This window comes from Sphingobacterium corticis (assembly GCF_042684745.1).
GTDB classification, from domain to species: Bacteria; Bacteroidota; Bacteroidia; order Sphingobacteriales; family Sphingobacteriaceae; genus Sphingobacterium; species Sphingobacterium corticis.
In genome coordinates this window covers 973,855-987,141 of the sequence record NZ_JBHUMA010000006.1, presented here as the reverse complement: position 1 = coordinate 987,141, position 13,287 = coordinate 973,855, and the positions used below count along the sequence as shown (strand labels likewise).

Sequence of the window (13,287 nt, the reverse complement as noted above, 5' to 3'; positions counted from 1 at the left end):
TAACGTCGCTGGAGTGAATTCCATACGTGGATTTACAAGGTTAGCACTAATCAATATAAAATGAAAAGGAAATTATTGTTATTAACCATATTACTTGGCTCATTGTGTACATTCCAATCATGTAATAAACTCGAAGCCGGAATGGACGGACAAGATGGGGAAGGAATTGTTGAAATATCATTCGAAGGTGTAACTTTCGAGAAGGAGTTAGATTTGAGTGCGCGAGCTGCTGGGCCCTATCGCAACGGGACAACATTTGAAACTAACGAACAAGAGCAGACAGTAGATATTGGAAATGGAATGCTATTGGTTGCAAACCTATCACCAGCGGATGAATTATTGAATAATTCTGACGATGCACAAATAAGGCTAAAAGACAAATCGAAAGCAGCATTAATCACCTCAACGCTGCCAAACTTAGTTCGTTACCGAGTGGCAGTTTTCAATCAATCCGGAACACTTGTTGAAAATCGAGTGTATACGAGAGGTCAAGAATCTCAAGCTAATAATATAGCTTTGCCGTCAGGGAACTATACTTTTATTGCCTATTCGATTAATACACAAACAGATCCTCCTAATTTGACATATAATGGTACAACCGGAACTTTAGCAGCTGCGAAGGTCGATGTTGATGGAAATACCGACTTCATGTTTTTCAATCGGCAACTTTTTGTTCCAGCAGGTACTGGTGCAAACGCCACTCGTTTAAATGTCGTACTTACACATAGATTTAGCCAAGTCACTGCCATCTTCGATTCGCAAGGAACGGGATATAAGGTAACGAGTGTAGACGGATCGTTTAGGCCGCATAGTCCGACTGCCTCTATTGCATTACAATCTGGCACAATCACAAGATCCGGACAAGAGACTGCATCCTCATTAACCTTCACCGAGACTGGCAATACCCAAGATACGCTTGGATATTCTACTATCATAAATACCGCTTCAACGACCGCCGCTACCTATAACATTAATTCCATTACAATTGGACCGTTGACTCTGCCGGAATCAGGAGGGCCTGCATTACCAACGATTACCGGATTACGAATGACTCCAGGCGTACGTTACAATTTAAGGTTTACCGTAATACCTACGGATTCCGTGATCACTTACAACGGAGTTCAGGTATCGCGTATCAATGGCGTTATTTGGGCAAATTCGAACGTGGATGCAGTACTTCAAAGAACAGAACCACCGACAGCTATCGGGGTTAACGATTTAGGATATTATTATCAATGGGGTAGAGGAAACACTCCAGTCGCTGCAGGAACCGCAAATAATGTGACACGTAGTATTTGGGTAAGAAATAATCCATCCCGTACGTCGTGGAACGGTGGAACCGAAATTGATCCAATAAAGACGTACTTAGATCCTTGTCCATTAAACTATAGAATCCCAACAATGCGCGAAGCGCAATTATTAATCGATGGGACAGTAAGTACGAATGTGAATAGAAGTTCCTCATCTTCCAACTACACTTCTTCAAAAGTAATGACCAGTAAGCGTAATGCGAGTGTTCAAGTTATATTACCAGCTCAAGGGTATTTCAATGTATCGGGGAGTGCTTTTAGTAACTACGAACCTACTTCCATTGTATCTAGGGGAGCAATGGGATTTTATCATACCAGTTGGGGTCAAGGAAACAACCTAAGGGCACTCTTTTTTGAGGCTGATCACCCACGTATATCGCAAAGCAACAATAACCTAGCATTTTACTCTCGTAGTAAGGTAATTCGCTGTGTCGCAGACATTCGAACTCCTTAGTGACGTAAAACCAATAGCAAACTAATGAGATGCCAAGCAAAAATCCAAATTTGCTTGGCATTTTTTGGGCGTCATGTTACAATTTTCTAAATGTTTATATCCTGATTCGGCATATACCTTGATTTCAAATCAAATTAAATGTCGTAAGAATTTTAAATACAACCCCGCGGATTTTCTACCGAACAACTATCGCCTTCGCTTACATGAAACTTCGGCTTTGCTTCTGATTTCCATGCCGAAAACGCTTTGTCCAAGGTTTGGGAGAATTGCTCCACAGGTTGCGCGCCAGAAATAGCATATTTATTGTCGAAAACAAAAAATGGTACGCCGCGAACACCTAAATGTTGCGCTTGCTGAATATCTTGTTTTACTTGATAAGCATAATGATCATCTTGTAAGGCGGTTTGCACATCCGCTTCGCTCAATCCGATTTCTGTCGCAATTTCCTTTAGAATTTGCTCATCTGCGATGTTTTTACCTTCTGTGAAATACGCTCGGAATAATAATTCTTCGGCTTCGTCGCCCAAACCACGTTCCTTAGCGATTTGAATAAATCGATGCGCGCGGAAAGAATTCACCATCACAGCATCTTTCAAATTAAAATCCAAACCAATTTGTTTAGCATATTCGGTAACGTTGGCCATCATGCCTTCGACCTGTTGGATCGGCAAACCTTTGTTTTTCGACAGATATTCTGCTTGGCTACCTTGTGGCGTTTCCGGCATATTTGGATCTAACTGAAAGCTTTTCCAAATAATTTCTAAATCGTCTTTCTGATCAAAATTCTCCAATGCGGATTCCAGATTCCGTTTCCCTATGTAGCAAAACGGACACATCACATCGCTCCAAATTTCTATTTTCATAATTTGCTATTGATCGTTATTATCTGGATCGCATCCCATTCCACAAACACTAAATGCATTATATTCATCGTACGCAGCACCGAGCTTACCAAAAACCGTTATAATCCGATCAATTCGAACAGATATATCACCATCGGTTCGTACGAACAAACCGGCACCTTCATCACCTTCGAGCTTCACCAATCTTACCTTCCCAGTTTCTTGCAATCGGTCATCAGCATCAAAGTAGAAAATTTTTCCGCTAGCCTGCTTGGCGATCAATTCTTCGATGATTTCGCGGTATTCCCAAGCCACCGGTAGATACGATTTCAGCTTCACTGTTTGCGTACTTTTCGTCTTGTTTTCCATGTTATTATTCATTCTGCCAATAAGCTATCTGAAGCGTTTTATCGGATAAACAAATGTAGAAAGAATGTAGGATGTGTCGCCGGCGAGGTTCTCACGGTAACGTCATATTGTAGGAGTGGTATGCGAGAAACTAGATTATTATGTCGTAAATTTAGGTATGACAAATCGGAAGAGAAATAATGGATTTGTGTTCAAACAGTACGAAGCGCCTTTTCAGACACCGTTTGATAAGCTTTTCGAAATCTTCAAGGAACTCATTACGCATACTTCGGGCGATTTCGACGAAGCGATTGATTGGTTGCGACAGCTCGATAAAGAGTTTAAGCTAACCACGCCGGAATATACCGTTGACGACTTTATCGAGGACTTAAAGAACAAAGGCTACATTCAGGAACGTCCAGATTTCGGTGGGAGTGGAGTTGGGATAACTTCCAAAATGGAGAAAGCACTTCGGCAGAATGCGTTGGAACAAATCTTCGGGAAGATGCGCAAGGGCGTTTCTGGCAATCATAAAACCAAATACAGCGGACAAAGCGACGAAAGCACAGGCGATCTTCGCGCTTATCAATATGGGGACAACTTGGACAAGATTTCCATGACGGAAAGTCTGAAAAATGCGCAGGTGAATCACGGTATTGGCGAGTTTAATTTGTCGGAGAATGATTTGGTGGTGGAGGATACGCAGTTTAAATCGCAGATGAGTACAGTCCTGATGATTGATATCAGCCACAGCATGATTTTGTACGGCGAAGATCGTATTACACCAGCGAAGAAAGTGGCGATGGCGCTTTCGGAATTGATATTGACACGCTATCCGAAAGATTCTTTGGATGTGATCGTTTTTGGTAATGATGCGTGGCCGATCGCTATTAAGGATTTACCTTACCTGCAAGTTGGGCCGTTTCATACCAATACGGTAGCTGGCGTTCAGTTGGCGTTGGATATTTTACGGAGGAAACGACACGCGAATAAGCAGATTTTTATGATTACCGACGGAAAGCCAAGTTGCTTGAATATGCCCGACGGAACATATTATAAAAATCCGATGGGATTGGATCCGATGATCACCAGCAAATGTTACAGCATGGCTGCGCAAGCGCGCAAGTTGGGAATCCCGATTACGACTTTTATGATCACATCTGATCCTTATTTACAAGAATTTGTAGACGAATTTACGGCATCCAATAAAGGGAAAGCTTATTATACCGGATTAGGCGATTTGGGCGAAATGATATTCAGTGATTACGAGGATAATCGCAAGAAACGTATTCGCTAATCCGCAATCTACATCAAGAACAATTTAGAAAAACAAGAAGCATGTCATTAAATTATACAGAGATACAAACATTCGGAGCACTGAAAGCGGCAGGTTACCAAACGAAATCCATCAAAGAGGAATTACGAGGAAATCTGATGCAGAAAATCCGACAAGGTGAAACCGTTTTTGAAGGCGTACACGGTTATGAAGATACAGTCATTCCCGAGTTGGAACGCGCAATTTTATCGAAGCACAACATTAACTTATTGGGTTTGCGTGGACAAGCCAAAACACGTTTGGCGCGCTTGATGGTGAACCTTTTGGATGAATATATTCCGGTTGTTGCCGGATCAGAAATCAACGATGATCCCTTTGCGCCGATTTCGCGCTACGCGCAAGAGCAAATCGAAACGCAGGGCGATCAAACGCCAATAACTTGGTTGCATCGCAGCGAACGTTTTGCGGAAAAGTTAGCTACGCCGGATGTTACGGTGGCTGACCTAATTGGTGATGTCGATCCGATTAAAGCAGCTAATTTGAAACTGAATTATGCGGACGATCGTGTCATTCACTTCGGTATGATTCCGCGCGCGAATCGTTGCATTTTCGTCATCAATGAATTGCCGGATTTGCAGGCGAGAATTCAAGTTGCGCTGTTCAATATTTTGCAAGAAGGTGATATTCAGATTCGTGGTTTCAAACTACGTTTACCGTTAGATATTCAGTTTATATTCACCGCAAACCCCGAAGATTATACCAATCGTGGTAGCATCGTAACGCCGTTGAAAGATCGTATTGGCTCGCAAATTCTCACGCATTATCCAACTTCTGTAGCCACTGCTAAAAAGATTACCGCGCAAGAAGCGGGTTTAGAAACAGCACAAAAAGAACAAATTTACGTGCCGGAATTGGCGCTCGACCTTTTGGAACAAATTAGTTTCGAAGCGCGCGAAAGTGAGTTCATCGATGCGAAGAGCGGTGTAAGCGCTCGTATGGGAATCACGGCCTTTCAGAATCTGTTAAGTGCTGCAGAATTGAGGATTTTGCGAAACGGCGACAGCGAAACAGCGATTCGTTTGAGTGATTTCATGGGAATTATTCCTGCCATCACGGGAAAGGTGGAATTGGTTTATGAAGGCGAGCAGGAGGGAGCGGCCAGCGTGGCGATCCAATTGCTGGAAAGCGCTGTTAAAACAGTTTTCAATTCGCTGTTTCCAAAAGTAGAAAAATTGCAGAAGGATAATCAGCGCTATCCGTACGATGATATTGTTCGTTGGTTTTCGGAGGAAGATGGCATTCATTTATCGGATGATGCCAAAGATGCCGATTACAAATCGCAGTTGGATCAGGTGAAGCCGTTGCGCGATTTGCTGGATCAATATCAACCGGATACCAAGCCCGAAGATGTTTACTTTTTGTTGGAGTTTGTGCTTTGGGGATTAACGTTGCACAGCAAGTTGAGTAAATATCGCTCAGGCAATGGCTCTCAGTTTGAGGATAATTTTCAAGGTTATCTTCGGGATAAGATTTAGGTTGCAAGCTGCAACTTCTTCTTCGCTTTTTTAACAGGTTTCTTCTTCCGTTTGTACCACCAAACGTAAAAACCGGTGATTGGAAGCGTTGCACAAATTAGGCTGGCCACGAAATATAAAGTTTTGGTGGTCAGCCCACCTATATATCCGGTATGTAAACCGAAATTGGATCGCGAAATCCATTCTGCTGTTTTCGCTTCGCCAATCGGTTTCTGCGAGGAAGGAAGCAACTGCATCGTATAGCGATCGAACTTCAAATCTCGCCAGCTCCCGGCGTGCATATCCGTACAAGCATATACTACATCCTCATCTTCTTCGGGAATGTGAACAATGACGGCATCTTTGTTATGAAGCGCGATTTGTGTACGCACCTGAAGCCAAATCGAATCAGCCACCATCAAAGCATCCACTTTCGGACGATCCAATTCTTCGTTTTTCATTTCCGTTTTCTTTGGGGAACGCGGATAGCCGCCCGCCATTTCAATGATGGATTTGCGCAACCAAGGAAACGACATCATCATGGCAGTGAATGCCATGACAACCGCGAGAATTAGCGAGTAAAATCCCAATACGTTATGGAGATCATAATTAATGCGTTTCCATTTTGTTTTCCAATTGATGGTGAAGCTCTGTTTCACCATGCGTTTATTCCATCGCTTTGGCCACCACAAGATCAATCCAGATAATGAAATAATGAAAAACATCAGGGTTCCCCAACCCGTAATTGGACGTCCGATCTCCGTCGGAAGCCATAAATGGCGATGTCCTTCATCCATAAAGTGGAAAAAATCTTCATGATCCACTTCAGCAATAATCTTTGCATTGTAAGGATTGACATACATTAATCTTTCGCCATGATCAATGCCAATTTTTATAGGTTTCCCATGCCCATAATACCAAAAACTTTCGATTTCCTTTTCAGGATGATCTGCCTTAATCTTGTTGTAAACAACGCTTGGCGCAAGCAGTTCAGTTTGGTCGGTGCTGTCCGGCGATGCACTGTACAACCAAGAATATTTAATTTCTTCTTCGAAAATCAATGCGCATCCGGTTAAGGAAAGAATAACAACAACGATTCCGGAAATCAAGCCCAGCCAAAGGTGCAACCACGCGTTAATTTTGAGTAATACTTTGTTCATATGTATATAATTATCTTCTCAGTGGCCATATGGAATATTCATGTGTGTTTGTGTTCTGTTGAACATGAATATTTCATATCGACAATATCTCTTCGTGATAATTGGTCAAAAAAATATCTTCCTGCCACGTCGCGTGGAGGAAGATATTTGGTAGATGTAGGGAATTATTTTAAGCGATAAAGCATCGGTGTGTCACCGTCCGCGCCGTCAATACGCGCACCGCGAGTCAACTTATCCGTACTTGAGTCGTATTCCCAAACGTATACGCCGTCCGCTTTCGGATCATTCACCGCAATGTATGCTTTGCCATTATGTACAACGCCTGATCTAGAGTTACCCACCAATGGAAAATCTAGTTTCTTAACTACTTGTTGTGTGTTTATATCCACAATTAAGTATTCCCACATGGCCGCGTACCACCAATCGTTGAATTCTTTGATGTTGGTTTTTGTGTCATGCGCGCTGATCAGCATCGCTTTCCCATTTCCGATGTAGGAAACGCCTAATTGGTTATCTCCGCCGCGTTGTGCGCTGATGTTAAAGAAATAATTCGGATCTAACTTGGATTCGCCATCTTTTACACGATAAATTGCGGTTGGCAGCTTTTCTTTGCCACCGCCCAATACCGGCATTGGTATGGTCAAAATGTAAGTATATCCACTTTCTTTAAACGTGCTGAAATAAGAATTACGAAGGGTTCCAAGTGGAGCAGAGCGCTCATCCTCTCCGGTAACTTGGAAGTTCGTCAAGGTTGGATAATCAATCGTTCCGGTGTAGGTTTTGTCGTAATGCACTTTGGTCGCTTCATTGTACAAGCCGTATCCTATGAACAACTTATTGCCTTGCGGAATAACAGAAAATACACGACGAGTATGGTTTGCAGGAACACCCGTTTTATCGAACTCACCGCTTTTAGTCACTTCCATTTTTTCTACATCTACGATAGCATAAAAATTATTGGAACGTGCGCCAAACATTACTTCCGTTTCGCTCAGCCAAGTGTGCCAACCTAGATATAAGCTCGGTAACTGCGAGAAAGGAATTTCCTTAATGGTTTTCAATACGCCATCTTCGAAACGGTATTTCCCAAATTTGTTGGAATTCGGATCGACATGGTACATATCGCGCCCTTTTTGTATCAAGTTTTCTTCCCATGTTAGGATTTCAGATACATTCGTTCCTTTTCCTACGGGAGAAATAACGCCGCTCATCAGGTCAGCGATTGGCAACATATAACGACCGTTATCGGTACCGACGATAACAGCAAATTCTGGATCTTCCACGTCATCCGGCGACGAAGGACCGTCGTCTTTACAGGAAGTTACGGAGAAACTCAGCGCTACGAAGGCAAGCGCTATCGCCCAAACACTTTTTTTGGTGTGTCCTAAATTGATCATATCAAATTATTAATTAGTAAATATTTAAGTTGTAACGAAATTTCATGGAGATAAAGCGACCAGGTTTTTGCAGCTTAGAATTATCGTAAGCAATGCGGTCGGTAAGGTTACGGCCTTCCAAAGTGAAGTTGTATAAGCCATTTTTGATGGAGTAGGTGATGCCGGCATTTTGGATCCATTGCGTAGGAATGTAATAGTTCGTGCTACGGTCGCCCAATTTCGACCAAGTGGTCGAATATTCATCAACGTATTGCATAAACCAATTCAATTCTAGACGCGTGCCTTTTCCCAGTATGTCATTCTTGCCGATGATGAAATCGGTATTTCCATATAGCCAGGGTTTGTCCGGTAAACGGTTGCCATAAGTAATTTTAATGCGATCTGTTCCGCGCACAAAACGTTCGCGATCCACGGCGCTCTCGTAACTACCATTTACGGTTAGCTTAAGTAAATCACCATACGAATAAGTGAACTCCATTTCTGCACCTTCCACTTTTATTCCGCCATAGTTATAATATTGGCTAAAGTTTTCGGACGATCCGGAAACGACTCCCGGTGGCGTGCGGTGAATATAGTTTTCTGCATTGCGATAGAAAACACCCGCGGTTGCATATAAGCGATGTTTTTCCTCGAATGTACCATTGTAAAAAACACCCAAATTGTAGTTGTCGCTACGTTCTGGTGTTAATCCCGGATTTGCGTAAACATCCACGCCGTTACCAAACAATTCGATCATGGTCGGAAGTCGGTAAGCCCGCTCGAATGATCCTTTGACGCCCAATCCATTTTTGAACAAATAGCTGGATGATAATCCGTATCCCATGTAGCTTTTGGATTGGCGCGTGTTGCCGCCATCCGGATTTCCTACGCGTCCGCCGAAATTGTAGTATTTCGAGAACACTTGATTACGCCATTTGCGATCGAAAAAATCATGCGTGTAATTTAATCCAAGTACGTGCCGACTAACGGTGTTGTTTTCTTGAAAACTATGATTATATGGATCGATTTCGTTATACCGCTTGCGGTAATTGTTCGTGAAGGAGTGTGTTAGATTGATGAATTGACTTGGATTGATTTGATAATTGAAATTACTTTGCACCAAGCTATTGTAGTTATTGAAATGCTGAATAGATTTGGTCAGGTTGATTTCTCCTGCCTCCGCGTAGTACGCTTCCGGACGACCGTCCCAACGATATCCTCGGTACGAACTGGTATCGGTTATGATCGATTTATCGTTTGCGAAATTGGCAAAGATCGTTGCTGAAAGCCCTTCGGTAAATAAGTTTTCTTTGCGATAGCGTAAACTAGGAACTAAACTTCTGCTGGTTTCTGTCACGTGTCCATACACTTTCTGTTGTGTTGCTCCGGTTTGCACTTCGTTGTAGGTTGAATTATATGTTAATCCCAATACAAATACATCTGCCCAGCTTTTTCCAGATAACCCGGCTTCCACCTGCGTCATGTTTGAGCGGTATGCATCGTGAAAGCGTTTGGCTGAAGGAATAATGTCGAACTGATTCGGATTATCCTTATTCACTACCTCAAGATATACACGCGCTTCCGGATTGGTATACATGCGATAATCATTGTCCGAATAGTTGAAGAATGAGTTTACATTAAAGTGAAAACCTTTTTTAGGATCAGTCATGCTGGCGCTCAACGCTGCACGATGCGTATTAAATGATCCGAAGCTGTAGCTGGCATCGATGGATTTCCGACGATCCCACTTTGTGATGATATTGACGGCGCCGCCCAAAGCATCGGATGTCAAATGCGCCGGAATAACACCTTTATATACTTCTATGCGTTCGACAATGTTAACCGGAATATTATTGAAAGACATACCACTTCCGTACGCCTCAATAGGCACGCCATCAATGAAAAATTTAATGTGATTGCCCGACATGCCATTAATAGAGAATGTATAATTCGATCCCAATCCACCTTGCTCGCGGACTTTTACGCCCGTACTGCGGTTCAGGATTTGGTTGATATCGGTATTGCTATTCGCATATTGTTTGGTTTCAATGATATTGACATTCAAACCCGATTGCATGATTTCTTTGGTTTTTGTTTGCCCGCTCACTTCCACCTGCTCAATATTGGCATCGGTCTCTTCAAGCGTAAAATTCAAGGTTGATGTAGCGTTCTGCGTAATACGAACTTTCTTTTGTTGCTTTTTAAAACCCATTAAAGAAGTTTCGACCGTGTATTCGCCGGGAGCAAATCCTTTTAGCAAAAATGCTCCGTTCGCATCGGTTTGCGTATTTTCTAATTCGTGGCCTACTACACGGAGTGTTACGCCCTCTAATCCCAGATTATTTTTGGATTTTACCAATCCTTTCACTCCATTTTCCTGCGCGTAGATCGTGGTAATTGCTACGAGCAGCAGAAGACTAAGTCTCCATTTCAGACCACACATATTTATTTAGATTAATGACACATAAGAATGTAGCTTATGCAGCATTTAACCGAAGGTCGGAATACAGAAAAAGTGAAGAATTATTTTAATCGATCCAAACGAAGGATGTAATCGATTGGGAATTTTGGAGTTAGGTGTTTTGATACACTCTTGGTAGGCAAGTTGTATTTCCAAACTGTGTGTCGATCTTCATCGTCGTCAATGGCGATGTAAAGATCCTGATTAACTTGAATGACGTTTTCTTTGCGCGTTCCTTTGTCCAAAGGCAAATCCAAACGTTCCATTTTTCCGGATGTCAGATCGGTTAAGAAATAGTCAAACTGATAAACGGCGTGGTGGTTGGCGAAATCCGTAAACTTGTCGGATTGTTCGCTGCGGACGATTGCTTTATCCTTTCCTAAATACCAAAACCCGTATGCGTGGTTTTTGATTTGCTCGGAAATGTTAATCATATACGAACTGTCCACGGTCGTTTCGTTTTGCTTTTTTCGAAAGATGGAAGACGGAAGTTCAATAGCGTTCCCTGCTGCAATTCCGGGACTGCTTGTGAAATAGAAATCGCCGTTTTCTGCCGTTCCACTGTACGTTTGAATCGTATTGATACCGCCGGGATATGTCGATCGGCCGTCTGTTTCGGTTCCTAAATTTTTTAAGTTTTGATAATCAAGCGTTGCGTAAAACATGGTATCAATGGTCGTATAATCCGTACCACGAATCATTTTGCTGTACGTATACGCTAGCCAGATTTTATCTGCTTGGTATCGCATCAAACCGATGCTTAAAATATTGAATTCGCGAACCGCGGATGGAATCGGAACGATTGCTTCTCGGATCAGCTTAAAATTTTTGGTGTCAATCTCGTAGAAATGACAAATTTCTCTGTAGCCATGTTTTACGTTGCAAAGTAGGAGCGTGTCTGAACCATTTTTCCAATGAAATTGCTCAATATTATCGTTAACGAGTTTAATGGAATCGACTGCTTCCAATTTGCTTTTTCCGATCCGATATTTGATGAAATAATCATTATCGGCATTCACTTCGTAATAATGCTTTTTATGGATAATGAACTCTCGATTGAACGATGCATTCGGAGGTGGAATAGCGGCAACTTTGTTCCATGTGCTGTCCACGAAAAGAAAGTGGTTAACGCTATTCTTACTCACAAAAAGCGAATAAGCAGGATCGAAATCGAGTTCGTTGGGTATAGATTGTTCGTCAGTTTTCTTTTTAGTTTGGCAAGCATTCCAGCATGATAGGATGGAGATTGCGCAGAACAATAAGAAGAAAAACCGCGAGAAGGATTGCATAAATTAGATAGACTGAAATTGCTTTCGGATATGTTTTTGGATAATTGGCGGAAGATATTCCATGTCGCTTTTCGCGAAAACCATTAATTCGCTCGTATCCGGATCGGTGGAAATGTAATAAATTTCGCCCTCTTTGAAATCTATTGGAGCGCGATTGCTCGCGTCATATAAAATTAAATTCTTTTTCGGCGTAAACAGAATATCTCCCGAAATAGCCATATTGCCGGAGCGGAAATCGATGCTGGCCGAACTGTTTTGGCTCAATGAAACATCAAACTTTTCTTCCTGCCATTGCATCACTTTTTGATGAATGTTGTTTGCGCTAAATGAACGGTAATCGACGTCGGATGGGGATTGATACACAAACCAAGCGATTCCCATAAATAAAAGCGAAGAGGCGGCACTCTGCATCCAAGGATTACCCCATAGAAGAAGCGTTTTCGATTTTTTTGCGGGAACAACTTTTTCCGAAGGATTTTTTTGATCGATATGCGAAGCGATATCTGACCAAATAGCTTGCTTAACATTGGTTTCTTCGACGACATCTACATCGTCCGTGTTGAACTCGTCTTCATCCAAAAGATCATTAGCTAACCAATCAGACACGAACGCTTCCTCTTGATCTGTAGATTGACCAAGCTCGTAGCGCTCAAGTAATTCTTTGGTTATTTTCATTTTCTCTTCTGACAAAGATAACTATATTTTCTAACCGTTATCCGACGGGATTAATCAACGCGACCTAAACCGATTCTTAATGTCGATAATGCCTTGCTAATGTGATATTCTACGGCTCGTTCCGAAATAAGGAGCAAGCGCGCAATTTCTTTATTGGTCAATCCTTCTTCTCGGCTCATCCTAAACACATTTTTACATTGTTTCGGTAAGCTTTCTACTAAGTTATGCACTTTTGTGTTCAATTCTTTCACCTGAACATGTTGATCCTCGTAATCGATCTTTGTGGTATTCAAGATAATTTCGTGATGACGCTGTTTGGTGGATTTGTTGCGAATGTATTCCATCGTTTTCAGTTTTACCGAACGAAGTAAATACCGCTCCACATCTTGAATAGAAAGCTCTTCCCGACGTTCCCAAAGCGACTTAAAAATCTCTTGCACAATCTCCTTGGCATCGTCATCATCGGCAGTCATTTTTAGCGCGAAAGCAAACATACGTTTCCAATATCGTTCGAACAGTTCTTCGAATGATGAACGGGTAATACGTAATGTTTCGGTATGGCGATGTTCTTCCAAGGCATCG

General features: G+C 42.2%; 11 protein-coding genes. 3 read left to right on the top strand and 8 right to left on the bottom strand.

Going from position 1 to position 13,287, the window contains the following annotated elements:
- The first annotated feature begins 60 nt into the window (after positions 1-60).
- A complete protein-coding gene (locus ACFSQ3_RS10245) occupies positions 61-1,764 on the top strand; it encodes a hypothetical protein (RefSeq protein WP_380869452.1) in 1,704 nt (567 codons plus the stop codon).
- Positions 1,765-1,916: 152 nt separating this feature from the next.
- On the opposite strand, the gene ACFSQ3_RS10240 is transcribed toward ACFSQ3_RS10245, so the two are convergent.
- Positions 1,917-2,627 carry a DsbA family oxidoreductase gene (locus tag ACFSQ3_RS10240; protein WP_380869451.1) on the bottom strand — a complete coding sequence of 237 codons (711 nt, stop codon included), beginning with the start codon at positions 2,625-2,627 and terminating at the stop codon, positions 1,917-1,919.
- Between the two features lie 6 nt (positions 2,628-2,633).
- The gene (locus tag ACFSQ3_RS10235) at positions 2,634-2,975 is read right to left on the bottom strand and encodes a hypothetical protein (RefSeq protein ID WP_380869450.1); all 342 of its coding nucleotides are present in this window, start codon (positions 2,973-2,975) and stop codon (positions 2,634-2,636) included.
- 157 nt (positions 2,976-3,132) lie between these two features.
- Between ACFSQ3_RS10235 and ACFSQ3_RS10230 the strand changes: the two genes are divergently transcribed.
- The gene (locus ACFSQ3_RS10230; RefSeq protein WP_380869449.1) at positions 3,133-4,251 is read left to right on the top strand and encodes a vWA domain-containing protein; all 1,119 of its coding nucleotides are present in this window, start codon (positions 3,133-3,135) and stop codon (positions 4,249-4,251) included.
- Between the two features lie 41 nt (positions 4,252-4,292).
- A complete protein-coding gene (locus ACFSQ3_RS10225) occupies positions 4,293-5,765 on the top strand; it encodes a magnesium chelatase (protein ID WP_380869448.1) in 1,473 nt (490 codons plus the stop codon).
- Here ACFSQ3_RS10225 and ACFSQ3_RS10220 read toward each other — a convergent pair.
- From ACFSQ3_RS10220 to ACFSQ3_RS10195, 6 genes are all read right to left on the bottom strand, one after another.
- The gene (locus ACFSQ3_RS10220; RefSeq protein WP_380869447.1) at positions 5,762-6,904 is read right to left on the bottom strand and encodes a PepSY-associated TM helix domain-containing protein; all 1,143 of its coding nucleotides are present in this window, start codon (positions 6,902-6,904) and stop codon (positions 5,762-5,764) included. The genes ACFSQ3_RS10225 and ACFSQ3_RS10220 overlap by 4 nt on opposite strands.
- A 164-nt stretch (positions 6,905-7,068) precedes the next feature.
- Entirely contained in the window at positions 7,069-8,301 is a 1,233-nt protein-coding gene (locus ACFSQ3_RS10215; RefSeq protein WP_380869446.1) for a hypothetical protein, read from the bottom strand.
- 13 nt (positions 8,302-8,314) lie between these two features.
- Complete coding sequence (locus ACFSQ3_RS10210) at positions 8,315-10,723, bottom strand: TonB-dependent receptor (RefSeq protein WP_380869445.1); 2,409 nt, start codon at positions 10,721-10,723, stop codon at positions 8,315-8,317.
- Between the two features lie 80 nt (positions 10,724-10,803).
- On the bottom strand, positions 10,804-12,030 hold the full coding sequence (locus ACFSQ3_RS10205; RefSeq protein ID WP_380869444.1) for a hypothetical protein: 1,227 nt from the start codon (positions 12,028-12,030) through the stop codon (positions 10,804-10,806).
- Between the two features lie 3 nt (positions 12,031-12,033).
- On the bottom strand, positions 12,034-12,705 hold the full coding sequence (locus ACFSQ3_RS10200) for a hypothetical protein (protein ID WP_380869443.1): 672 nt from the start codon (positions 12,703-12,705) through the stop codon (positions 12,034-12,036).
- 50 nt (positions 12,706-12,755) lie between these two features.
- Entirely contained in the window at positions 12,756-13,280 is a 525-nt protein-coding gene (locus ACFSQ3_RS10195; protein ID WP_380869442.1) for an RNA polymerase sigma-70 factor, read from the bottom strand.
- Positions 13,281-13,287: the final 7 nt, after the last annotated feature.